Source organism: Mesorhizobium tianshanense, assembly GCF_007830515.1.
GTDB classification, from domain to species: Bacteria; Pseudomonadota; Alphaproteobacteria; order Rhizobiales; family Rhizobiaceae; genus Mesorhizobium; species Mesorhizobium tianshanense.
The window spans coordinates 38,799-63,309 of the sequence record NZ_VLKT01000012.1 but is presented as its reverse complement, the minus strand read 5'-3'; the positions used below and the strand labels follow the sequence as shown (position 1 = coordinate 63,309).

Below are 24,511 nucleotides of genomic sequence, written 5' to 3'. Positions count from 1 at the left end.
TCACCCGCAGCGTCGAGTCATGCGGTCAATCTACACACGACAGCCGTGCAAGCGTAAAAAGTACACTGTCACAGTGATTCCACCGTAATTCGAAAGGTGTATCTATAGGGCGACTGCTCCAACAAACGTCGCCGGCCCGGGGCAGATGCTTCGGTCCGAAGTTGGGACCGCTCTCCAGTACCGCGACACGGCAATTCCGATGCCCTCGTGGGTCTATGCGAGCCGTAACCGCGCCCTTAGCTTGGCTACAAGTTGCATCGCGGCGGCAGGGTAGAACAGCCAGGTCAGCCCGAGGAAAACCACCGCGCCGGCGGTGCCGCCGGCGACGAGCGGGAAGATGGCCGGCACATTGCCGAATACAGCACTGGCAAGGCTGGCGGCCAGTCCCGTGCCGAGCGAGATGACGATCGAAACGCCGATGTCGCGCCATGGCACCGGCACCGGCGTGAGCCGTTCGCTGATGATGATGCAGGCTACAAGGCCTACCAACGATCCGCCCGCCAGCGCCAGGGCGGCGCCGACCTCCGCCATCGGTGGGATCAACAGCACCGACAGTGCGATTGTCGCCACCGAGCCGAACGAATTGGCGATGATCAGCAGCCACGGCCGCTTGTGCGCGTGCACCACGGTGCCGTAGACGAAGCTCGCGAGGTTGGCACACAGCACGCTGAACGCGATGATCGGAAAGAGCAGACCAAAGCGGCCGTGATATTCGGAAGGCAACAAGAGCTGCGTGATATCGCTGCTGAGTGCCACCAGCATCGCCGCAACCGGCAGGCAAAGGCGGATCATCAAGGCCATCAATTGCGACAGCAGCCTGCCCGACGCCGCAGGCCCCTCGTCGTCGAACCGGCTGACAACCTCGGGAAAGGCGCCCATGTTGATGGAATTGGCGACCATGTCGATCGGCTGGCGGGCCAGCACATAGGCCGCGGCGAAGATCGCCACAGCGCCGGCATCGTAATAGATCTTGAGGAACAGACGCTCCGCGCTGTGGAGGCCGAAGCCTACCAGCGCCATGATGACCAGGGGCACGCCGAGGACGAAGAACTCCTTCTGGGTGAAGCGTGGCGGACCGGCAACGACGCGCCGGGATGCCATGACGCCCGCCACGACGCCTGCGATCAGCACGCCGAGGCTCGAGCCGAGCGATACCGTCAGGAACGAATCCTGAAAGATGGCAATGGCGCCGATCGGCAGCGCGAGTTGCAGCAGGGCGCGCAGGAATTCGAGCATCGAATAGACCGAATGACGCTGCTGCATCTGCAGCACGGTCAACGCGAAGCGACCGATGGAGCCGGCGATCAGGTAGCCGCAGACGGCGATCGCGAACTCGACCCAGCGCTCCGGCACGATCACTGCCGAGGCGACCATGGATACAATCAGCGCCAGTGCCGTGCTGGCAAGCAGTACCCGCCCGGCCAGCCTCAGGCTGCCTCGGCTGATGTCGCCTTTGCCGCCAAGCCTGAGCAAGGCGATGCGCAGCCAGTTGGTAACGGCGATGTCGGTCATTTCGCCTACGGTCACCACCAGGGTCAGCAGGCCATACTCTGTCTGGTCGATCAACCGCGTCACGATCACCAGCAGCAGCAGCGCGGAGATTCGCGTCAGCAGGATCGCCGGGGCATAGATGAGCGTGGAGCGGAGCAGCAAGGGTTGTTCCCGGAAATTTCGCCTTCGATTAATCGTCGACCGGCGGAAAATCCAGCGCGATGACGGCAAAGGGTGAACAGATTCAGTTTGAACTAACGGATTCGTCGTAAACCTTATTTGAAACCTTTGCTTTGTATTTCCGAAATAGGAATCATGTTGCAGCGTCTTGCCCACAATCGAAAAGTGCATGTCCTTGTCGCCACGCCCTCGGGTGTTTCGGGGCAGGGAGGCATCGACCGCATCATGGGGGCGTTGAAGCAGGAGTTCGAACGGCAAGAGATCGCCGACATCGATGTACGCTTCCTCGCCAGCCGCGGCCCAGGGCATGTCGGACTTTCGGTCTTCTACATGTTTGACTTTTGCCTGCGGATGCTTGCGGCGCGTTTGGCGAGACGCGCTGATGTCATTCACATCAATATATCGGTCTCCGGCAGTACCTATCGCAAGATGGTGATCGCCGCCTGCGCACGCCTGCTGTCGATACCCTATGTCCTGCATTTGCACGGGGCGCAGTATCAGACATTCTGGAAAGACGATCGTAGTTTCATGAGCCGCCGTATCAAAGCTCTGTTCGAGCACGCCGGTCGAGTGATCGTCTTGGGCGGGCTTTGGCGCGACTTCGTCGCCAGCCGGGCACCGGGGGGAGCCGGCAATATTGTCATCGTTCCCAACGCCACGGCGGTTCCCTCGTTGGCCCATGTCGGCGGCGGCGACCATGTGCATATCCTGTTCCTCGGCCGCATAGGCGACCGCAAGGGCGTACCGCAATTGCTGGATGCGCTGCATCGCATGGAGCCGATCAAGAATTGGCGCGCCACGATCGCCGGCGATGGCGAAGTCGAGGCGGCGCGGACGAGAACGGCCGAACTGGGCCTTGCCGAGCGCGTTGCCTTTCCCGGCTGGGTCGGCCCCGATGAGGTCGCGTCGCTGATCGCTTCGGCGGATATTCTGGTGCTGCCCTCCTTTGCCGAAAACCTGCCCGTCTCGGTCATCGAAGGGATGGCCGCGGGCCTCGCGGTGGTGACGACGCCTGTCGGCGCCGTCGAGGACATCATCACCAACGAGCAATCCGGGTTGCTGGTGCCACCCGGCGATGTTGCGGCGTTGACCGAGGCACTGACACGGCTGGTTGAAGATCCGACACTGAGGGCCAGGCTTGGCGCTGCCGCGATGGCGGTGCATCGGGAACGGCTCGAGCTCGCACCGTTTGTCGGCGCGATCAGCGACGTCTGGAGGTCGGTCGCGTTAGAGGCTCAACCGGTCAAGCGCTGACTCTGTCCTGTGAGAACATGGATGCTGAGCTTGCGGATCGTCGCCTGAGTGCGGCAGGTGAACCTAAGACGAGCACCGCGGGCGGGGCGCGGCATCGATCCCATTGGCGTCACTGCGGCGCTCCAAGCTCGAACTCGCGATGGAATATCTCCAAATTCAGCAGCGCCCATATCAGCTTTTCGTGGTCTGCTGCACCCTTGGTGTGTTCCGAGACAATTTGATCAAGGTGCTTCGCGCTCAAGTAGCTGCGAATGACGGAACGGGAGGAGCAAAGATGGTCGTGCACGTAGTTCCTCATCGGCCCGCGAAACCATTCGGCGACGGGTACTTTGAACCCGATCTTGCGGCGGTTGAGAATTTCCTCAGGAAGCATGCTGGCCATACTGTCGCGCAAGATCAGCTTACCCTTCCGCCAACCCACCTTGTAGCGATCAGGCAATTTGCTGACGAACGCAACCAGATCGCGATCGAGGAACGGCATTCTCCCTTCGATTGAACCGGCCATCATCATACGGTCGCCCCGTTCCAGGAGATTGTCAGGCAACCACGATGTCTGATCAAAAAACAGCACGCGGCGAAGATGGGATGCCGTCGCGCTCGAGGAGAACGGGAAGTCGTTACGGTCGTTTTGGCAATTGGCCGGCGCACCGATGAGGCAATCGTGTTGCCGCGCTGTCATGGCTCCAAACCATAAGATCATCCGCGTGGCAAAGTCCCTTTCACCCGCGCTTCGGGCAAATGTATCGAACTTGGCTGATGCGCCAGGCATGGCGCGTATCAAAGGGGCGAGGAGATTGTCGTGGAGCAAGGCTGGAACGAGCGACCGGTAGATTCCAGCCAACGACTCCGCGCGATGTTTGGGATACCCGCCGAGAATCTCGTCTGCCCCTTCCCCTGTGAGCACCATCTTGACCTCCTGCGAGGCTCGCGCCGACATCAGGTAAATTGGGATGTCCGAACTTTGTGAAACAGGCGCCCCCAGATGGCGAATCAACTTGGGCAGATGGTCAATCAAGTCGTCTGCCTGGATGACCAGTTCACAATGATCCGTCTTGAAGTGATCGGCGACGCGTCGGGCGAACGGGAGTTCGCTATAAGCCGACTCGCTGAAACCGACCGAGAATGTACGAATGGGCTTGTCACTGTGCTTGGTCATCAGGGCGACGATTGCTGACGAGTCGAGCCCGCCGGAGAGAAAGGCGCCAAAGGGCGCATCGCTGCGCATTCTGATCTCGACGGAAAGGTCGATCAGTTCCAGAAATCGTCGATTGGCGGTTTCGCGGTCGATATCCTCGGTCAGATCCGTTTGATCCGGGGGCGTAAAATAGCGCGTTTCCGTCACTGTCCCTTGCGACCAGACAGCATAGCTTCCAGGGTTGAGTTTGCGGATCTGTTTAAAAAGCGTGCGCGGTCCAGGCACGTAACGCCAGCGCAGATATTCGTGCACAGCGTTCAAATCGAGATGCTGCGCATTTGGCTGCGATGACAACAACGCATTGATCTCCGAGGCAAAGGACAGCAATCTTTCGCTTTGCATGAGGTAAAGGGGCTTTTTGCCGAAGGGATCCCGGCCGAGGATCAATTCATGCCTCTGAGCATCCCAGAGCGCAAAAGCGAACATGCCGCTCAATCGGTCGAACATGGATAAGTGCCACTGATCGTAAGCTCTGAGCAGCACCTCGGTATCGGAACGCGTTCGAAAATGATGACCGAGGCCGATCAATTCCTGGTGCAACTCGATATAGTTGTATATTTCGCCGTTGAAAATAATTCTAAGTCGGCCGTCGTCTATATGCATCGGCTGATTTGAATCGGCATTCAGGTCAATAATAGCCAGGCGGCGATGCACCAATGCCAATTGATCCTCGCCGTTGCTCAAGTCCAAGAGCTCGGCACCTTCAGCATCGGGACCACGATGCCGCAATGCGTTTGACATCCTGGCAGCCCGATCTTGCGGATTCTCAACTCTCCGCCCGATCCAGCCGGCAATTCCACACATCGTTTCTCCCCCCGGGGTACGCGTATTCACGACGCTACTAACACCGAATGTATTAAGCACCTGGTGGCCGACAAAACCGGATCGCAAAATTGCCGGAGAGATTAAAGCCCAGCTTGGCCCGTGAAGCGAGGTTACGTCAGCTATGGCAGGCCCAGTGCCTGCAACATCAATGAGTCTGGGACCGCTGGCCCATCGGGCCGGATGACGGTCATTCCATGGGGATTGGAGAATTCCCAGACAGACCACGGGATCGCGAAGCGTTCCGCCTGCTGGCGCACCGCCCTGAGATAGCGCAGACGGTCAGCGTCGAACGCGCCCATGCGGCCGTCGGTGGACATGAGGATGACGCCGAACTCACCCATGAAAAGCCGCCGGCCTGGAATGCCATGGGCCTCGGCCCAGTCGACCGCCTGACGGAAGCTCGCCTCGAGTTGGCTCTGGCCCCAATTCTGTTCGAAATATCGGGCGATTGCTTCACGCGCCGCGACCATGTTCATCACCTGCTCGACCGAGATCAAGCCGGCGGCGTCCATCTGCGCCTTAAGGGTTTCGGCCACCACTTCGGGCGTACTGCTGTCGGCCGGCCAGGGAAGGCCCGAGGCGAAGGTGTTTGTTCCGTCGGGCCGCTGGTGCGTGAAACTGTGCGGCTCGTACATATGGAAGCTGTAGTAGAGGTTCGAATCGTCAAAGTCTGGGGTGAGATTGACCAGTCCGGCAATGCTGCCGCCGCAGGCGCCCGTTGCGACGATGGTGATCTCGCTGCTGACTGCGCGAATATCGCGGACCGTGCCTGCCATGATCCGCTGCCAGTCATCGCTTCCGCTCGAATCGCAGGGGTAGTATGCCGGTTCGTTATAGGGTTCGATGGCTACCTTGTCGGTGCCGACCTTGACCAGCATGGTGGCGACCGCCACAACCATTTCGCGATAGCGGGCCACGCCCTCGCTGTCGGCACCGCCATAGATCATCTCCATGCTGTTGGCCGGGACCTGGGTGACGCCGTGCAGGTCGAAGACAACCTTGAGGCCGGCCGACGTTATCCGTTCGACCGCAGCGGCAAGTATGTCCAGCGCCTGCTTTCGTTTGGCGCCCTCGCTGGCAAGCAGAGGACCGGGGTCGACGCTCAGCCGGACGAAGTCGAACCCCATAGATCGAACGCGCGCAAATTCGTCGCCGCCTGGCCAATCGGTGAGCGGCCTGTGTCCCGCAAGCCATTCCTGCTCGCTGCGATAGGGGGGCCAACTATAGGATCCATCGTCCTCCACCGGCGACCAGTTGAGCCATTCATGCACGCCGACGCCGCGCTGGAGCGGGATCGGCGCAGCGCCGGCGGCTACCGCCATGCCGAGCACCCACGCCGCAACACACGCCATCCTTCTCATCGCCACTCTCCGTATCATGCCGAAGACATTAACCGCAGGATTGGAAAAGGAGGATTGCCGTCGCGCGGCTTTTCGACAGCATGGTATATAAGAATCGAAACCTTGGCGGAGCGCGTATGAGAATCGGCTGGTACATCAACCGGTTGCGCAGCATGGAGCCGGCCGAGGTGTTGCACCGGCTGGGCGAGCAGCGTCGAAGGATAGCTTCCCGCCGCCGCGACGACGGCTGGGAGCGCTATGCTTCGCCCCAATTGCATCCGGTGTTGCGTGGATTTCGCATTGCCGCGCTGGCTGCGACACCGGCACAACGGCAAGCCATAGCGGCGGCGGCGCAAGATACGCTTGGGGGCCAGTTTTTCGCACTTGGGCTGACATGGCCACGGCGCGACTCCGATCGGCTGTTTCCTCCCGAGCTTTGGCGCCTCGATCCGGTGACCGGCCGGCTTTGGCCGGGTCCCGAGATCTATACTTTCGATATCGATTTTCGCCATCGCGGCGACCGCGGCGATGTAAAATATGTTTGGGAGATCAATCGGCTGCAGCAGTTGCCGCCGCTTGCCGCCCACCTGCTTCTCGCCGGTGATGATCAGTCCCGAATGGCCATCGAGGCGGCGATCGACAGTTGGCATCGCGCCAACCCGCCGTTTCGCGGGGTTGGCTGGGCTTCCGGCATCGAAGTAGCGCAGCGAGCCATCAGCCTGATTGTCACCATGGACCTCGTCGGCGACCGACTCGGCGCGGCGACACGGCAGCAAGTGGGTGAAATACTGGCGGCAAGCGCCTATTGGCTGCCGCGGTTCCCGTCCCGGTTCTCCTCCGCCAACAACCATCTCGTCGCGGAACTGGCTGGCGAGTATCTGATCTGCCTGGCGTTAGGGGCCGAATCCGGCGCTGTCCGCAGCGCCCTCCTGGCCGAGGTGCACAAGCAGATACTCGCCGATGGTACCGGTGCCGAGCAGACCCCGACATACGCGGCCTTCACGGCCGAACTCATCTTGCTGTGCGCTGCTGCGGCTCGCCAGGCTGGAACGCCGTTTCCCTCGCCCGTCGAAGCGCGGCTGGCGGCATTCGCCAATTTCGTCGGCTGGCTCCCATCGAAAGCCGCCGGTTTTGGCGATGACGATGAAGGCCGCGTGCTGACGCTGGGGGACGAGCCGGACTATCTCCGATCCGTCGCCGCCGCCATCCATGGCTTTCTACGAATGCCGGGCAACGCCGCGGAGCCAGACGATTTTCGTGCGCTTTTCTTTGGCGTGCCTTCGGAACCGGCGCCGGTGCCGCATGGGTTGCAAACGTTCACGCAAGGTGGGCTCTCCATCTGGCGCGGTGAGATGAATGACCGCGGCATCGATCTGACATTCGACCACGGCCCGCTCGGCTATCTCTCGATAGCGGCTCACGGCCATGCCGACGCGCTCTCGCTCACCCTGTGCATCGATGGCGAGCCGGTGCTGGTCGACCCCGGCACCTGGCTCTACGGTTCGGGGGGCGTCTGGCGCGACTGGTTCCGCTCGACGCCGGCGCACAACACGCTGAATATCGAGGGCAAAAGCCAAAGCATCATCGCCGGGGAGTTCAACTGGTCGCACAAGGCGGTTGCGGCATTGGTGGAGAGCGAGCCGGGGATGGAGAGCGAGCCGGGAACGCACTGGAAGCTGCGCGCCCGACACGACGGGTATAGAAGCCGCTTCGGCGTGGTGCATCAGCGTACCGTGATGCACCAGGCCGATGGGATCCTCGTGTCCGACCAACTGCTCGGCGGCAGGCGCGTGGCCGAAATCGTCTTCCAACTCGCCACCGGTCTCGGCGCCAACCAGGACGGAAACACGGTGATGGTGTTGCGCGGCGATGAGCCGCTGATGACCATCCGCTTTCCGGACGCTGCGCTCGACATCCGCGCCGGCGGCGACGCACCGGGGCAGGGCGGCTGGGTTTCACCAAGTTTTGGCGCCAGGCAGCCAGCCGAACGCATCGCCTGGCGTGGGGAAGTGGGCGAAGAGGGGATCAAGATCCACCTCGCGGTGATCCCCCCGCCGCAAAGATAGCGCCGCAGCAGGGCGGCCGCGTCCGGTGTTCCAACCATATTCGACATTAATTACGTTCCGACATTTAGCGGTTTTGTTACGGTTGACCTGCTAGTTTGGCGTAATCCGGCATGCTTTGCCCGTTGCATCCGCAGAAGCCACCTGGTTGCAGGCAACATGCGGTGAGTTTGGCATTTTTTTGCTCTGCAGTCCGCCGGATCGCCTTCTCGCACCCCCAGGGAGCCACCGCACCGATGTTTTCTGAACTTGCCAGAGTGATTGGGGAAAAGCTCTCAAACATCAATTTTCTGACTCTCGGCCTGCTTCTCCTTACGGCATTGGGGAGCGCGGTGGTCGCTTACTGGCGAACTGTCGAGCATAAATCCTTCAGGGATTTTTTCGATTTCGCCTTCCCGGCGGAAGTCATCCTGCACCCGTCGGCGCGAGCGGATGTTCTATTTTGGGTCACAAAACGCGCGATGATGCCTTTCCTGCTCATCCCTGCCGGCGTCACCTTCGTTGCCGCCGTGGGCTATGGGACACACCAGGCAGTCGGCTGGCTTTTCGATATCCAGGCGCCGCTCATCGACGGCCCGGCCGGACCGGTGACGATCGTCATCTTCACCGCAACCATGCTGATCGCCTACGATATTTCGTATTACATCTACCATGTCGCCCAGCACCGCTTCCCGTTCCTGTGGGAATTGCACAAAGTGCATCATTCGGCTGAAGTGATGGTGGGAATCACCAAGGATCGGGTTCATCCGCTGGACGATCTGATGAACCGTATCTGGGATGGCGTTATTCCGGGGGTCTGCTTCGGCATCTGGAGCCTGATCGCGCTCGATCCGGTCGAGATCGCCATCTTCGGCATCAATGTCTATGTCATCCGCAACATCCTGATGATGGACTTTGTTCGCCACACCCATTTCAAGATCTCCTTCGGCCCGTTGAACAACATCATCTTGTGTCCGCACTGGCACCAGGTGCACCACAGCATCGACCCTCGCCATTACGACAAGAATTTTGGCCTGCTTTTTTCGTTCTGGGATCGCCTCTTCGGAACGCACTTCGTCCCGGATCCGAATGAAGACCTCAAGTTTGGCCTGATGGATCGGGATGTGCGCGATTATCAATCGCTCTTTGGGCTTTACATCCTGCCGCTCAAGAAGATGGGTGGGCATGTCGTCCGACTGTTCCAGAGGCGTCCCGATGTCATCGCTCAGCCACAGGATCAGTCCCCTTCATGAACACCATTGTTTCGATTGACGCTTCGAGCGCAGAGCGCCTGGAAATTGTCCGGTCGGCGGATCGCCTGGCTGCGGTCGAGGCCGACTGGACGCATCTTTGGCATCGCACCGACGGGCTGATCTTTCAGAGTCATGCCTGGATTTCGGCATGGTGGAATACCGTAGCGGATCGTGAACAGCGCGCGCTGCGGATCGGCCTGGTCTGGAACGGCGACAGGCTCGTTGCTGTCGTTCCCCTGGCGATCGGCAAACGCAAAGGCCTGCGGCTTCTCGAATGGGCGGCCGGCAGCTATACCGATTATGGGGATATTCTCGTTGCCCCGGAATGCTCGCTGTCGGCCCTGCAGGACGTATGGGGCCAGATCTGTGGCGCCGGTGGCTTCGATATCGCCTTTCTCAATCGTCTCTTGCCGGGTGCGGCGGCCCGCAAGATTTTCACTCCGGATAACGCCGGCGGCATCAGGCTCCGACCCAATCACAGAGAGGAAATCAGTTATCGCGTCACCGGGCAGTGGGAGAGCGGAGCCGCATGGCTGGCGGCGCAGTCGAAAAAGACGCGGCAGAACTATCGGCGCGGCGTCAAGACGTTGGAAGAAGCCGGAGAAGTGAAATTTCGCCTGCTTGCGCCCGACGAGCCGCTGCAGCCGGTCCTGGACCGGCTCGCTGCGCTGAAGCGCAGATGGCTGGTGCGGCACAAGCGTGAATCCCAGCTTTTCGAAGAGGGAGCGCCGGTGCTCGCGGCACTCGTCGACGCGCTGGCGCAGGCCGGCCTGCTGCACATTTTTGTACTTGAATGCGATGGCGCGATGGTCGCGGTTTCCATCAATTTCGTCCAGCACCACACCATGATGGCTTTCGTGACCACCTTCGATCCGGATTTCGGCCAGGCGTCGCCGGGCATGATCCTGATGATGGACTATATACAGTGGTCGATCGATCACGGCCTCGGCACGGTCGATTTCCTCTGTGGCGCCGAGTCGTTCAAGCACAAGTTCGCAACGCAGGGTGTTGTCCTGCAATCGGTTCTTGGGACGCGCACGGCGCAAGGCTCGCTCGCTTCCCTTGCCGATCGTATGCGTCAGACGGTCCGGCATGTACGCGGGCGCGGGTTGGTACCGACACCCTGATCTCGGCTTGATTGCCGCCAGAACGCCGTGTGTCCGGGGACCGGTGCGAAGCGGTAGCGGCCAAGATGGTCATGTCTTCCCCAACAGTTCAGCCTTGGCCTGCCGGTTCACGGCGCCATAAGGCGATGAGGCGACATAGACGATTTCCAGATCGTCATCCGCCACGATCTCGCCAGCCACGCCCGCTGGCAAGTAGATCGTTTCACCGGGGGCCGCAGTCAGCGCTTCGCCATGGCTTCGCACCGTGCACCGGCCCTTGGTTACCACAAGAACCTCATCATATTCGAACTGGAACTGGCTCGAAGCCCCCTTTGGCGAGCGTGTAAAACCCAGCGCGCCGAGTTTCGCGGCAGGCGCCTCGTCTTCGTTGACCACATCGGCCAACGAGAATCCGGAGTGCTCCATCCATTCGGTCGCCCCATCGCTCGTGTACTTTTGAATGCGCTTTGGATCAAATCTCGGCATCGGCTTCTCCTTTCCCGTACGATGGCAGCGGTATCTTGATGGAACCGGGTGGGTGGCAACGGTTGGCTCTTTCCCAATCAGGCCGCCGGCAGCACGAACCGGTCAAAGTGTCGATCGCGTCTCAGGAGCGACGACGAAAACGATGATCAGAAGGGCGGCAAGCACTTTTTCACCAGAGCCTCGAAGCGGCGGAAAAATGCCTAACGCGCCGATTGCATTCCGGTTGCGGTCGGCGTAGCCGATAGGGAGAAATAGGCCGCAAGCGCGCGGATGTCGTCGTCCGCCAGGCCTTTGGAGGCATTGGCCATGAGATGGCCGAAGCGCGTTCCGCCCCGCTTTCCCGCCCTGAACAGCCCAAGCTGCGCCTCGATGTAACGCTCGGGCTGACCGGCGATGGAAGGATAGAGTGGGCTGCGGTCCCGTCTTCCATGACAGCCGAGACAGGCGGGCACGCTGGCCTCCCTCACGCCCCTCTCGGCGATTTCCCTGCCGCGCCGGACAAGCGCGGGATCGCCGGCGCCGCCCGGCTGCGTCGAGGGCAGGGCGGCGAAATGCTTGGCCAGGTCCGGCCAGAACTGAGGCCCCGCCGCAGTGGCGGGCAGGCCCATCATCCCGCTTGTCCGGCCTCCCTGCGCATAGGCACGCAGGCTTTCAAGGAGGTAGGCCTCGCTCTGCCCGGCGAGAACGGGGATCGCGGGACCGCGCCCGAGGCCGTCCTCGCCGTGGCAGCGGGCGCAATCCGCGAGCACTTGTCTCAGGGTTCCGGCAGCGTCTGCGGGACGAGCAAGCCTTTTTCCATAGGCGAGGTCACGATAGGTGGCTTCGTCCATCGACGGCAGTTCGCGCAGGAAGGCGACCATTGCCCAGACCTCGTCGTCGCGTTCCTGCGTTGGCCAGGCGGGCATGCCGGTGAAGCGCACGCCGTGCTTGACGATGCGGAAAAGCTGCGCGTCGGTCCATTCGCCGCTTCCGGCAAGATCAGGCGGCTGCGGCAGCATTCTCTCGACGACAGGAGATCGCGGCTCGCCTGGCGCGCCGTGGCAGATGGCGCAGCCGCGCGCGAAATGCCCGGCGGCCGGCTGGATCGCGTGGCGCGGCAAAGCCGCGGGAACATCGACCGCCAGCGCATAGGTGCGCACAGCTGATTGCATGGCGAAATGGAGAAACCATTCCGTGATCTTCCAATGGCCACTTGAGGCACCGACATTGAAAAAGCCGATCCAGGCGGCCAGCACCACGACGAAGGGCAGAACGGCAAGCGCGATGGCGAGTTTCTTCCAGCTGATATGCATCAAACCGTCTCCCGCGGCGGGGTGGCGAGCATGCGTGCAAGCAGCGTTACGCCGCCGGCAAGATAGACCGCCGCGCCGACCAGAAGCATGATCACGCCGCCAAGCTCCTGATCCTGCTGCGCGGAAAGCGAGACGCCGAAGCAGCTGACGTCGTCCGCGCCATAGAGCGGCCTCGGGGTCAGCGCCAGCAGTGCGCCGAGCAAGGTCATATGGATGGACGTGAGAAGCAGGGCGAAGGCGCCGGCGGCATTGCCTGCGGTGTCCGAGCCGCGGCGCGGCAGGCAGGCCAGCCACAAGAACAGCCCGGCGGCGAGGAACGTGGCCTGCTCGATAGCGGTGGCGAACAGCGAGCTTTCCGCCAGAGCCCGCAAGGCCGGCGCATGCCAGGACCAGACGACGATGAGTTCGACCACGGACGCGGGGAGGGCGATCGCGAACGCCCGGCTTGCGTCTGGTTTTGGACCGAGCGGGATTCCAATCGCTATCAGCGGTGCGGCAATCGCCACCACTCCCATATGCGCCAGCATGTGCGCCGAGAACGAACCCCGCCAGGCGTCGAGCAGCGGTCCGAGCCAGATCAGGGCGAGGACGAAGAGGCCGAGGATGAGACAGGCTCGTCTCACCGGATGCACTCCGTCAGGAACAATGCGGGCATTGCGGTGAAGATCACGGCGATGAAGCTCAGACCCGAGAGCAGCAGCGTCGCGAAGCCCTGGAACAGGGATCGGTCCCGGCTCGTCGGATCGTCATGGGGCGGATCATCGGTGCCGAAGCCCCATTGCCGCCAGGCGAGCCATGCGGACAGCGCGATGAGTGAGAGCGCGATCACAGTGGCGGCGGCGATGCCCGCACGCACAGCGCTGAAACTCAGCCCGACAAGCTCGGGTTTGGCGCAATAGATCGCCGCGCCTATGTAGCAAACGAGAAAATGCGCAATCCACACCACGGGCGCGGTAAACAGCGTCCAGAGCGTTTCGACCTCTTTCGGGATGAGCCGCATCGCCGCCTCACATCGCTGCCGGAAAGAGGCCGATGACGGCGAAGGTGATGACGGCGGTGACCAGCAGGAAATGCCAGTAGAGCACTACGTTGCTTAGATCCATGTCATGCTTCGGCGTCAGCCGGCCAGCCAGCGAGCGTGCCAGGCAATAGGCCTGCATGAGCGTGCCGACCGCCGCGTGGGCGAGCACCCAGATCACGAGGATCCACACGATGGCGGGATAGACGTGGCTCGTCGGGTCCATGCCGGGAGACCACGGTCCCGCAAAGCCTGCGGCGGAGGCGGCAACGGTCGTTAGCAGGGACAGCACCAGCAAGCCTCGCATAGCGGGTGTGGCGCCGCGCCTGTTGATCGTGCGGGCCGCCACCATCAGGCCCCACGCTGCAGCAAACAGGATGGCAGCCGCCAGCGACCATACCGCATCAGGCCCGGCAATCCCCTCGGTGAAGTCGGCGTGGATCGTCCAGTAGAAGAAATAGCCGAAGACGAGGCTGGCGAAGGCCGTGCCGTCGCCCACCATGGTGATGAACATCGCCCACCAGCCGACCGAATCGGGGCCGGAGGCATAAAGCGGCAGGCTGAGGCCCAGGCCAACGTCCTTTTCCGGCTTCTCGGGGATTTCGGCCGTGCCCGTCCAGAGCCAGTAGATGACGGCGCAAAGGCAAATGATTGCGGCCAGCGCCGTCGCGATCCACCAGTGGAAGGTAAGCGCGATGAAAGCGGCCCCGAGCGAGAGAGCCGAGACTATGGTGACGTGGGACGTGCCGCCGACGCGCAGCACCTGGATTGGGTCGGCGTCGAGCACGGAGGTGACCAGGCCTTCGCGCTGTCCTTCTTCCGCATCGGGCAGGTAATAGCGACCTTCATTGACCTTGCGGGCAAGGTCCTTCTGGTCCCAGAGCGGATACCGGCTTCGCACGATGGGTATCGAGCGGACGCCCCAGTTCTCCTCCGGCTCGGAAATCCATTCCAGCGTGCCGGCGTTCCATGGGTTGACTTCGCCGCGTGGCTCCCGGTGCTTCGGCCTGAGCACGTCGAAGACAACCACCAGCACACCTGCCGCGAAGATGAAGGCTCCGGCCGTCGAGATGAGGTTCAGCCAGTCCCAGCCGATTTCGGCCGGATAGGTGAAGACGCGTCGGGGCATGCCGCGCAGGCCGCTCAGATGCATGGGGAAGAAGGCGATGTTGAAGCCGCAGAACATCAGCCAGAAGGCGAGCCGCCCCAGACGGTCGGAGAGCTTCTTCGCCTCGATCAGCGGGTAGTAGTAATAGAGCCCGGCCACGACCGGGAAAAGCATGCCGCCGATCAGCACGTAGTGAAGATGCGCGACGACGAAATAGGTGTCGTGCGCCTGCCAGTCGAAAGGCGCGAGCGCCACCATCACGCCCGTCAGCCCACCGATGACGAAGATCGCCAGCCCTCCGGTGCCGAACAGCATCGGGGTCGAGAAGATGACCCGGCCGGCGAGCATGGTGGCGATGAAGACGAAGATCTGCACACCTGTCGGGATCGCCACCGCCTCGGAGGCCGCCGAGAAGAAGGCCAGCGAGATCTGCGGCAGGCCTGTCGCGAACATGTGGTGCACCCAAAGGCCGAACGAGAGGAACCCCGTCCCCACTGCCGCGAGCACGATCCAGGAATAGCCGACGATCGGACGCTGGGAGAAAGTCGGCACGATCATCGCCATCAGCGCAACGGCCGGCAGGAAGATGATGTAGACCTCCGGATGGCCGAAGATCCAGAACAGATGCTGCCAGAGCAGCGGGTTGCCGCCGCGCGCCGCGTCGAAGAACGGCCAGTCGAACATCCGTTCCATCTCGAACAAGAGGTCGCCGGCGATCAACGGCGGGAAGGCAAACAGGATCATACCCGCAACGATCAGCAGGTACCAGGCGAAGAGCGGCATCAGGTTGATGCGCATGCCGGGCGCGCGGCATTTCATGATGCCGACGATCAGCTCGATGGCGGCCGCGATCGACGCGACCTCGATGAAGGAGAGGCCGAGCAGCCAGATGTCGGCTCCGATGCCGGAGAGCTCCTTGTCGGTGGCGAGCGGCGGATACATGAACCATCCCGAGGACGGCGCCGCATTGAAGAAGATCGAGCCGCAGACGAAGATGCCGCCGAGGAAAAAGCTCCAAAAGCCGAAGGCCCCGAGGCGCGGGAACGGCATCTCGCGCGCGCCAAGCATCGGCGGCAGCAGGAAGATCGCGACCGCCTCGAAGATCGGTACCGCGAACAGGAACATCATCACCGTGCCGTGCAGGGTGAAAGCCTGGTTGAAGAGGTCGGCCGACAGGAAGTCGTTGTCGGGCACGGCGAGCTGCAGGCGCATGAGGAGCGCGAGCGCGCCGGCGAACAGCATGAAGACGAAGGCCGCCGAGCCGTACCAGAGGCCGATCTGGTAATTGTTCACCGAGGTCCAGTAGCGCCAGCCGGCCGGATTGGCCCAGACGGCGCGCAGCCGCTCTTCCTGCGCCTTGTATTCCTTCCGCGAACGCTCCTTGATCGCAGCGCTCATTGCAGGCCCCTCAGCCAGGCGGCTATGGCGCGGATGTCGTCTGGCGGCAACATGTCGAAGGCCGGCATCCTGGAGCCGGGCTTGATCAGTTCGGGTCGGGCGATGAAGCGGGCGATGGCATCTTCGGTGTTGGGCAGGATGCCAGCGCCGACCGTGATGCGGGAACCGAGATGCGAAAGATCCGGGCCGATCAGGCCGCGCGCATCGGTGCCGGCGACGAAATGGCACGACCCGCAGCCATGGCGCAGGAAAAGCGCGCCGCCGCTCGCGCCTGCGCTTTCCGCGGGATTTGCCTGGCCGGCCAGCCAGGACCGGAATGCTTCGGGCTCCATCGCCACGGCCGAGAATGCCATCAGCGCGTGGGATGTGCCGCAATATTCGGCGCAGGGGCCGCGGAATGCGCCGGGTTTCGTGGCCAGGAGCGAAAGCCTGTTGGTGCGGCCAGGGATCATGTCCATCTTGCCGCCGAGCGGTGGAATCCAGAAGGAATGGATCACATCGGCGCTTTTCAGGGTCAATTCGACCCGTTCGCCGACCGGCAGCCTGATCTCGTTGGCGGAAGTAACCGGCGGCCCCTGAGGTGGATGGTAGACGACTTCCCACCAGAACTGCCTGCCAGTGATTTCGATCCGCAGGGCGGTGGAGCCCATCGCCTGGGTAAAAGGCCGAAGGCCAGGCATCAGCCATAGTGCATAGGCGAGCAGGGCACAAAGCGTGACCGACGGGAAGACCACGCCGCCCCAAAGGATGATCCTGCTGGCGGACCTTTCGTTCATCCCGTGGCGTTTGAACAGGGCTGCATGAAGAAGCAGGGCGACCACGCCCAGCCAGATAAGCGCGCCGCCGCTTAGCATCACCCAGAACAGTACGGCTATCTGCTGCGCTTCCTCTCCCACAGGCTCAAGTACCGATCTGGCACCGGCATGGCCGCTCGCGAGCAATAATGAAGCAGCGGATAGGCTGAAATATCGACCCATTTTCCAACCCCTCCCGCGGTAAACCGGCGAGAGGGGCGGAAGGTTCCGGGCAACCGAGCGTCCGAACCAACGCCGCGTTCGGCGTTGCCTAAGCAATTTTTCGACGAGCGACGAAACAATTGCGCTCGATGCCCGTTTGCCCGTCATGGCGGGTGTTGGGATTGCCCTTGCCAAAGGAGGCGACGATGAGCGCAACCGGCTTGGAAGTTTTTGACAAAACCTTGCAGACAACGAACATCTGGCTGGACGAGATCATGGCCGACCACGGCCCCGATAGGCGCGTTGCCTGGCATATGCTGGGAGCCGTCTTACGGACCCTGCGGGATTGGCTGCAGATCGAACTGGCCGCCAACCTGGGCGCTGGGCTGCCGCTTCTCATACGCGGAGCCTATTATGATCGGTATCGGCCGCGTGATCTGCCGACCGGCAGCCGTTCACTGGAGGAATTCCTGCAGCGCGTCGCCGAGGAGATGAAATCCACCCGGCCGGTGAATCCCGAGGATGCGACCAGGTCCGTATTCAAGGTTCTCGCTCGGCATGTCGACCTCGGCCAGTCGGCGAAAGTGCGAGACGCGCTGCCGAAGCATATCCAGGCGCTGTGGCCCGAGAGTGTTGGAGTGTAGCAGCAGCGAGATAAAAAGCGGACATTGAAGGACGCGCGCTCCCGCGCCTGGGCATCACAAAACCGAGAGCGACGGACAGCACGACCTAGATCATCCGAATGACCTGCGCACCCCCAAATTCATTCGTTGCGTTCGTAAGTTCCCACCAATTCTGCTTTCTCCAGCACATGTTTTTGGGCTTCTTGCCAGATGCGCTCCACGCCCGCGGTCCCCGGAATCGCGAGGCTCGGCGTGTCGAGCGCTGCAAGTCGGAAATGGTAATGATGGACCCCGTGTCCGACCGGCGGTTCAGGACCATCATAGTAAGCATTGCCGAAGTCGTTCGTGGCTTGCCTGAGTGCTTCAGGACCGGGCTTGCCACTCTCAGCGTCGGGCAGTTCGCCGACGTCAGGCGGGATGTTGAATGACGTCAGGCGGGATGTTGAATACGGCCCAGTGACCGAAGGTTCCGTTCGGCGCATCGGGATCCTGCACGACGAGAGCGAGGCTCTTCGCCTTGTCCGGCACACCTGACCATTTCAGCGGCGGGGATACGTTCTTTCCATCACGCGTATATCTCTCGGGAATTTTTCCGCCGTCGGCAAAGGCGGAACTGCTGAGCGTAAGAGGCATGGTTCACTCCTCCAGAAAAACAGCTTGTTCGCGGCGAACTTGCAGCTCGGCAAGCGCGCTGATGGAGGAATGGACTTCCCGTGGAAACGTTCCATCCTGCGAGCGTTCGCTGGCTGGTTTCCTTTGACGATATCTGTCTGGACCCCTAACATCCTGTCGCAGACTCACTACGTGATGAGAGGGAACCACAAAGGCTTTCCGACAGTTGAATGAAGAGGCGACAGCAACCAGACCGGCCGGGGCGAGGATACCATGCGTGAGAACCACTCCGACGTCTTCGATCTGTTTTCGGAGATTTACACGAACGCGGCGCAGGAGGAGATAAGCATCCAGCAATATCTCCTCGCCTGCCGCGAGGATAAATCGATGTATGCCTCGGCGCCTGAACGGATGGTCGAGGCGATCGGCGAGCCCACCCTGATCGACACCAGCATGGATGAGCGACTCGGCCGCATTTTTTCGAACAGAACGATCAAGGTGTATCCCTCCTTCGCCGAGTTTTACGGCATGGAGGACACGATCGAGCGTATCGCCGGTTATTTCCGCTATGCCTCTCAAGGGCTCGAGGAACGCAAGCAGATTCTCTATCTGCTCGGCCCTGTCGGCGGCGGCAAATCCTCGCTCGCCGAACGGCTGAAGAAGCTGATGGAGCAGCGTCCGATCTACACGCTGAAGGTGGGCGACCAGATCAGTCCGGTTTTCGAATCGCCGCTCGGGCTTTTCCATCCCGACCGCATGGCCGACCTTTTGGAAGACAAATACGGCATCGCGCGGCGCCGGCTGAACGGCCTGATCTCGCCTTGGGCGGCCAAGCGCCTCGACGAATTGTCCGGCGACATCTCCAAGTTCAGCGTCGTCAAGCTGATGCCCTCGCGGCTTCGCCAGATCGGCATTGCCAAGACCGAGCCAGGCGATGAGAACAACCAGGACGTTTCGGCCCTGGTCGGCAAGGTCGACATAAGGCAACTCGAGAATTTCAGCCAGTCCGATCCGGACGCTTATTCCTACAGCGGCGGGCTGAACCGAACGACGCAAGGATTGCTCGAGTTCGTCGAGATGTTCAAGGCGCCGATCAAGGTCCTGCATCCGTTGCTGACCGCGACCCAGGAAGGCAGCTACAACGGCACGGAAAACTTCGGCGCTTTCCCCTATCAGGGCATCATCGTGGCCCATTCCAACGAGTCGGAATGGCTGCAGTTCAAGAACAACAAGAACAACGAGGCGTTCCTCGACCGTATCCTGGTGGTCAAGGTGCCTTACTGCCTGCGGGTCACCGAAGAAAGGCAGATCTACGAAAAGTTGCTGCGCGAAAGCGAATTGGCCTCCAGCCCCTGCGCTCCGGAGGTGCTGGACATTCTCAGCCGGTTCACAGTCTCGACCCGTCTGGCCGAGCACGACAATTCGCCGCTCTACACGAAGATGCGCGTTTATGACGGCGAGAACCTCAAGGATGTAGATCCCAAGGCGAAGTCGGTTCAGGAATACCGCGACGCCGCCGGAGTCGACGAAGGCATGACGGGCGTCAGCACGCGCTTTGCTTTCAAAATCCTGTCGCAGACATTCAACTACGACACCAAAGAGGTGGCCGCCGATCCCGTGCATCTGATGTACATTCTGGAGGAGGCGATCAAACGTGAGCAGTTCCCGAAGGAAACGGAAGCCGCCTATCTCGACTTCATAAAGTCGGAACTCGCCACGCGCTATGCCGAATTCATCGGCCATGAGATCCAGAAGGCCTATCTGGAATCCTACAGCGAATATGGCCAGAACCTGTTCGACCGCTACATCGCCTACGCCGATGCCTGGATCGAGGACCAGGATTACAAGGACCCGGATACCGGTCAGCTCCTCAATCGCGGGGTATTGGACAACGAACTGTCGCAAATCGAAAAGCCGGCCGGCATTGCCAATCCCAAGGACTTCCGCAACGAGGTCGTGAAGTTCACGTTGCGCGCCCGGGCGAGGAACCAGGGCCACAACCCGTCATGGACAAGCTATGAAAAGCTGCGCGAAGTCATCGAGAAGCGGATGTTCGGCCAAGTCGAGGATTTGCTCCCGGTGATCAGCTTCGGTTCCAAGCAGGACGGTGTAACAGAGAAGCGGCACAACGAGTTCGTGCACCGGATGGTCGAACGCGGCTACACCGAACGTCAGGTTCGGCGGCTGGTGGACTGGTACATGCGGGTGAACAAGGCGGGTTGAGCCCGGCCGGGATGGTTCCATGCCGATCTTTATCGATCGCCGACTGAACCCGAAGGATAAGAGCCTCGGCAACCGCCAGCGCTTCCTGAAGCGTGCGCGCGAAGAGCTGAAGCGAAGCATCCGGGACAAGATCCGCACCGGCAGGATCGCCGATGTGGATAGCGAGCACGCCGTCTCCATGCCGGCGAGGGGCACAGCCGAACCGAGCTTTAGCGATGCGAAGGACAGCGGCAGGCGACAGCACATCCTGCCGGGCAACAAGCATTTCGCCCCAGGCGACCGCGTTCCCAAGCCAGGCCAGGGCGGCGGCGGATCATCTCCGGGGAAAACGGTCTCGGAAGACGATTTTCGTTTCGTGCTCTCGCGAGAGGAGGTGCTCGATCTCTTCTTCGAGGATCTCGAACTTCCCGACATGGTCAAGCTCAATCTCAAGGAGATACTTGCCTTCAAGCCGCGCCGGGCCGGCTTCGCCGCGACCGGTTCCCCGACCAACATCAATGTCGGGCGCACGATGCGAAACAGCCATGGCCGCCGGATTGCGCTCAGGCGTCCCAAGCAGGAGGAGCTTGATGCGATTGCGAAGGAACTCGCAATTCAGGAGGCAGAGCCTCAGAGCGGAGCGGCACGCCAGCGCATTGCAGCGTTGCAGGAAGAGTTCGAGCGACTTGAGCGCCGCCGCAAGCGGATCGCCTTTGTCGACCCTGTCGACATCCGCTTCAATCGCTTCGACGCGCAGCCCGTGCCGAATGCAAATGCCGTCATGTTCTGTCTCATGGACGTATCCGGCTCGATGGGCGAGCGCGAGAAGGATCTGGCCAAGCGCTTCTTCGTGCTACTTCACCTCTTCCTGAAACGGCGTTACGACCGCACGGAAATCGTCTTCATCCGCCATACGCACGAGGCGCAGGAGGTGGACGAGGAGACCTTCTTCTACAATACGCAAAGCGGTGGCACGGTCGTTTCCACGGCACTCGAAGAGATGCGCCGCATCATCGAGGAGCGCTATCCCAGCAATGAGTGGAACATCTATGCCGCCCAGGCATCGGACGGGGACAATTTCGCCACCGATTCCGAGCGCTGCATAGCCCTCATGGATGGCCAGATCATGCGCCTGTGCCAGTACTTCGCCTATGTCGAGATCATCGACGAACGCGAGACCCATATCTTCGGCGCCACTGAGAACGGGACCTCGCTCTGGCGCGCCTACAGCGCGGTCAACCTGAAATGGCCGAATTTCCAGATGAGCCGCATCGCCACCGCAGCCGATATCTATCCGGTCTTTCGCCAGCTGTTCGCCAGGCAGCCGGTCGTCCAGAAGAGCGCTTGAAGGGGATGCCGATGGCCAGGCAAGCCAGCAAATCCGGTTTGCTTTTTTCCGGGTCCGGCTGGGATTTCAACGCACTGTCGCGTGTCCACGAAGCCATTGAGGCGCTCGCGATCGAAGAGCTTCACCTCGACGTCTATCCGGTGCAGATGGAGATCATCTCATCCCAGCAGATGCTCGACGCCTATTCCTCGGTCGGCATGCCGCTGATGTATCGTCACTGGTCCTTCGGCAAGCATTTCCTCTACCAGGAATTGCTCTATCGCAAAGGCGGGCGGGGGCTTGCCTATGAACTGGTCATCAATTCCAACCCCTGCATCGTCTACCTGATGGAGGAAAACACCATGGCCCTGCAGGCGCTGGTGATAGCCCATGCAGCGCTTGGCCATAATCATTTCTTCAAGAACAATCATCTGTTCCGGCAGTGGACGGACGCCGGCGCGATCCTGAGTTATCTGGACTTCGCCAAGGGTTACATCGCCCATTGCGAGGAGCGGCACGGCGTCGCCGCGGTGGAGGCCATCCTCGATGCGGCCCACGCGCTGATGGAACAGGGCGTGTTCAGATATCACCGGCCGCCGAAGCTGTCGTCGGAGCGGCAGCGTGAGGGCGTTCGTGAGCGCCTGGAGTACGAAGAGCGCTCCTACAACGATCTGTGGCGCACGCTCCCGGCTTCGAAGGGCGGGAGCAGTGCCGGCGAAAAGGATCTCGGCATGGCGGAGCGGAAGAAAACGCTCAAGCTGCCCGAGGAGAACCTGCTCTACTTCCTGGAAAAGAACAGTCTCGTCCTGGAGCCCTGGCAGCGTGAGATCATCAGGATCGTTCGCGTCATCGCGCAATATTTCTATCCGCAGCGGCAAACGCAGGTGATGAATGAAGGCTGCGCCACCTTCGTGCACTACACGCTCATGAACATGCTGTTCGATCGCGGCCGGATCAGCGAAGGCGCGATGCTGGAAATCCTGCGCAACCATTCGAACGTGGTCTTCCAGCCGGCTTTCGACGATCCGCGTTTTTCCGGCATCAATCCTTATGCCTTGGGCCTCGACATGATGCAGGACATCCAGCGCATATCGACTGAGCCGACCGCCGAGGACCGTGACTGGTTCCCCGATATCGCCGGCAACGGCAATTGGCGCGAAACCCTGCTCGACGCGTGGGCGAACCATCGCGACGAGTCTTTCATCCGCCAGTATCTGAGCCCCGCGCTGATGCGGAAATGGCGGTTCTTTATCCTCGCCGACGCCGCGAGCGAACCGCATTACGAAGTCGCGTCGATACACAATGAGCGTGGCTACGAAAAGATACGCGCCGGGCTCGCCCAGAGCTACGACATTGGCGCGAGCCGGCCGGATATCCAGGTGGTGGATGTGGACCTGCTCGGCGACCGACAGTTGCGACTGGAGCACAAGGTGAAGGACGGCATCATGCTGGAGGAGGCCAGCCGCGACGCCGCGCTGCGCCATATCCGCAGCCTGTGGGGCTATGAGGTAAGCCTGGCGGCGATCGATGCGCAAACGGGCCAGATGCTCAACGAACGTTCGACCAGCCAAATCGGGGAATGACAAAGCCGGGACGGCCGGCGACGGCGTCGTTTCATGGCCAATCACTGCAAGATCCGCGCAATCTTGCCATTCGTCAGTTCTCTCGTGTCCGGACTTTTTGGTTGAGCATCGGCGTCTGAGCATTCGGAATTTCCCAAACCGCTAAGTACTTTTTGGGCGATATGCACCGGCCGTGGGACCCGGGAAGGTCGGTTCCGTGGGAATCTCGGATGGCGTTTCGGGAGGAATTTCGACGGGCTGCCTTTGCGGAGCGGGAATGGGATCAGGCGAAGGCGGAGGAACGCCCGGAGGCACATCCGGCGGTGTTTCCGGCGGGGCGGGCGGCCGAGCAGGCTCGGGATTGGGATTGTCCGGTATCGGCACGGGATTGTTCGGATCAGGATCAGGATCGGTCATGGGACGCTCCCCGAATCTTGCTTCGGCTGCCGTTCTCGGGCCAGCCCTGCTCGCCGATGAGCGGGACAAATCGCACGCCGCCGAAATCCTCCTCGCTGTAAGTCGCAGCGCCGGTTCGAGTGACCTTGAGAAGGCGCTGATCATGCGGTTCGTCGCCGACCGGGATAACGAGCCTGCCGCCGACGTCGAGCTGTTCCTGAAGGGCAAGCGGCGCACCGGGCCCGCCTGCCGCGACCACAATGGCGTCGAAGGGCGCGGCGTCTGGCCAGCCTTTGGTACCATCGCCGGTGCGGACTTCGATATTGTCATAGCCGAGTTCTTCGAACCGCTGTCTCGCCGTTTCGGCCAACCCGGCGTGGCGTTCGATCGTGTAGACGCGCTCGACGATCCGGCTCATCACGGCAGCCGCATAGCCCGAGCCGGTGCCAACCTCCAGCACCTGATCACCCGCTCCGAGCTCCGCCATCTCGATCATAAAGGCGACGATATAGGGTTGCGATATCGTCTGGCCCTCGGCGATCGGCAACGGCCCGTCTTCGTAGGGGAATTCTTCATAGCCCGGAGCGACGAAAACCTCGCGCGGAACCTGGCGCATTGCTTCCAGGATATTGCGGTCGTGGATGCCACGGCGACTGACATGGATATCGACCATTCGGTCGCGTGCATGGGAAAGGTCGAGCATCCTGGCTTCCTCCGGCGGCTAGTGGTCTCCGCCCGCAACTGTTCTCAAGGTTTCCTCAGCGAGAATTCCTGGGCCAGTTCGTCTGTCGCTGCGCTTGCAGCGCCTTGATGGCGGTTCTCCCGGTTCGTCTCTTTAACCTCCG

17 protein-coding genes and 2 pseudogenes are annotated in these 24,511 nt (G+C 61.5%); 8 read left to right on the top strand and 11 right to left on the bottom strand.

All coding sequences use genetic code 11. The annotated features are described in order from the left end of the window. Nucleotides 1-213: 213 nt before the first annotated feature. Nucleotides 214-1,842, bottom strand: a complete 1,629-nt coding sequence (locus IQ26_RS11665; RefSeq protein WP_240547076.1) for a lipopolysaccharide biosynthesis protein — start codon at nucleotides 1,840-1,842, stop codon at nucleotides 214-216. Here IQ26_RS11665 and IQ26_RS11660 point away from each other — a divergent pair. After that, nucleotides 1,807-2,925 (top strand): glycosyltransferase family 4 protein, encoded by a 1,119-nt coding sequence (locus tag IQ26_RS11660; protein ID WP_145716994.1) that lies wholly within the window; start codon nucleotides 1,807-1,809, stop codon nucleotides 2,923-2,925. The two genes, IQ26_RS11665 and IQ26_RS11660, sit on opposite strands and share 36 nt — an antisense overlap. A gap of 109 nt (nucleotides 2,926-3,034) precedes the next feature. Here IQ26_RS11660 and asnB read toward each other — a convergent pair whose 3' ends face one another. After that, complete coding sequence (gene asnB / locus IQ26_RS11655) at nucleotides 3,035-4,924, bottom strand: asparagine synthase (glutamine-hydrolyzing) (protein ID WP_145716992.1); 1,890 nt, start codon at nucleotides 4,922-4,924, stop codon at nucleotides 3,035-3,037. 140 nt (nucleotides 4,925-5,064) lie between these two features. Then, on the bottom strand, nucleotides 5,065-6,306 hold the full coding sequence (locus tag IQ26_RS11650) for a glycoside hydrolase family 5 protein (RefSeq protein ID WP_145716990.1): 1,242 nt from the start codon (nucleotides 6,304-6,306) through the stop codon (nucleotides 5,065-5,067). 116 nt (nucleotides 6,307-6,422) lie between these two features. Here IQ26_RS11650 and IQ26_RS11645 point away from each other — a divergent pair, with 116 nt between their 5' ends. From IQ26_RS11645 to IQ26_RS11635, 3 genes are all read left to right on the top strand, one after another. Beyond that, a complete protein-coding gene (locus IQ26_RS11645; RefSeq protein WP_145716988.1) occupies nucleotides 6,423-8,351 on the top strand; it encodes a heparinase II/III family protein in 1,929 nt (642 codons plus the stop codon). 233 nt (nucleotides 8,352-8,584) lie between these two features. After that, a complete protein-coding gene (locus IQ26_RS11640; RefSeq protein WP_145717183.1) occupies nucleotides 8,585-9,580 on the top strand; it encodes a sterol desaturase family protein in 996 nt (331 codons plus the stop codon). Continuing rightward, complete coding sequence (locus IQ26_RS11635; protein ID WP_145716986.1) at nucleotides 9,577-10,707, top strand: GNAT family N-acetyltransferase; 1,131 nt, start codon at nucleotides 9,577-9,579, stop codon at nucleotides 10,705-10,707. The genes IQ26_RS11640 and IQ26_RS11635 overlap by 4 nt, the downstream gene beginning before the upstream one ends. A gap of 69 nt (nucleotides 10,708-10,776) precedes the next feature. On the opposite strand, the gene IQ26_RS11630 is transcribed toward IQ26_RS11635, so the two are convergent. From IQ26_RS11630 to coxB, 6 genes are all read right to left on the bottom strand, one after another. Beyond that, entirely contained in the window at nucleotides 10,777-11,172 is a 396-nt protein-coding gene (locus tag IQ26_RS11630) for a hypothetical protein (RefSeq protein ID WP_145716984.1), read from the bottom strand. Nucleotides 11,173-11,372: 200 nt separating this feature from the next. Beyond that, entirely contained in the window at nucleotides 11,373-12,464 is a 1,092-nt protein-coding gene (locus IQ26_RS11625) for a c-type cytochrome (protein ID WP_145716982.1), read from the bottom strand. Then, nucleotides 12,464-13,087, bottom strand: a complete 624-nt coding sequence (locus IQ26_RS11620) for a cytochrome c oxidase assembly protein (RefSeq protein ID WP_240547075.1) — start codon at nucleotides 13,085-13,087, stop codon at nucleotides 12,464-12,466. The genes IQ26_RS11625 and IQ26_RS11620 overlap by 1 nt, the downstream gene beginning before the upstream one ends. Beyond that, entirely contained in the window at nucleotides 13,084-13,464 is a 381-nt protein-coding gene (locus tag IQ26_RS11615; RefSeq protein WP_145716978.1) for a hypothetical protein, read from the bottom strand. The genes IQ26_RS11620 and IQ26_RS11615 overlap by 4 nt, the downstream gene beginning before the upstream one ends. Before the next feature lie 7 nt (nucleotides 13,465-13,471). Continuing rightward, the gene (gene ctaD / locus IQ26_RS11610) at nucleotides 13,472-15,988 is read right to left on the bottom strand and encodes a cytochrome c oxidase subunit I (protein WP_145716975.1); all 2,517 of its coding nucleotides are present in this window, start codon (nucleotides 15,986-15,988) and stop codon (nucleotides 13,472-13,474) included. Then, the gene (gene coxB, locus IQ26_RS11605; RefSeq protein ID WP_145716972.1) at nucleotides 15,985-16,965 is read right to left on the bottom strand and encodes a cytochrome c oxidase subunit II; all 981 of its coding nucleotides are present in this window, start codon (nucleotides 16,963-16,965) and stop codon (nucleotides 15,985-15,987) included. Before coxB ends, ctaD begins: the two co-directional genes overlap by 4 nt. 185 nt (nucleotides 16,966-17,150) lie before the next feature. Between coxB and IQ26_RS11600 the strand changes: the two genes are divergently transcribed. Next, on the top strand, nucleotides 17,151-17,588 hold the full coding sequence (locus IQ26_RS11600) for a DUF2267 domain-containing protein (RefSeq protein ID WP_145716970.1): 438 nt from the start codon (nucleotides 17,151-17,153) through the stop codon (nucleotides 17,586-17,588). A gap of 119 nt (nucleotides 17,589-17,707) precedes the next feature. On the opposite strand, the pseudogene IQ26_RS11595 reads toward IQ26_RS11600, so the two are convergent. Continuing rightward, a pseudogene (locus IQ26_RS11595) lies at nucleotides 17,708-18,200 on the bottom strand (YbhB/YbcL family Raf kinase inhibitor-like protein). A 252-nt stretch (nucleotides 18,201-18,452) separates the two neighbouring features. Between IQ26_RS11595 and IQ26_RS11590 the strand changes: the two are divergent. The 3 genes from IQ26_RS11590 to IQ26_RS11580 are packed head-to-tail and all read left to right on the top strand — an operon-like array spanning nucleotide 18,453 to nucleotide 23,291. Further along, nucleotides 18,453-20,402 (top strand): PrkA family serine protein kinase, encoded by a 1,950-nt coding sequence (locus tag IQ26_RS11590; protein WP_145716968.1) that lies wholly within the window; start codon nucleotides 18,453-18,455, stop codon nucleotides 20,400-20,402. A gap of 19 nt (nucleotides 20,403-20,421) precedes the next feature. Further along, nucleotides 20,422-21,729 carry a YeaH/YhbH family protein gene (locus IQ26_RS11585; RefSeq protein ID WP_145716965.1) on the top strand — a complete coding sequence of 436 codons (1,308 nt, stop codon included), beginning with the start codon at nucleotides 20,422-20,424 and terminating at the stop codon, nucleotides 21,727-21,729. Between the two features lie 11 nt (nucleotides 21,730-21,740). Beyond that, nucleotides 21,741-23,291, top strand: a complete 1,551-nt coding sequence (locus tag IQ26_RS11580; RefSeq protein ID WP_145716963.1) for a SpoVR family protein — start codon at nucleotides 21,741-21,743, stop codon at nucleotides 23,289-23,291. Between the two features lie 406 nt (nucleotides 23,292-23,697). On the opposite strand, the pseudogene IQ26_RS11575 reads toward IQ26_RS11580, so the two are convergent. Beyond that, nucleotides 23,698-24,369: pseudogene (locus tag IQ26_RS11575) on the bottom strand (protein-L-isoaspartate(D-aspartate) O-methyltransferase); the annotation flags it as partial. Nucleotides 24,370-24,511 lie beyond the last annotated feature (142 nt).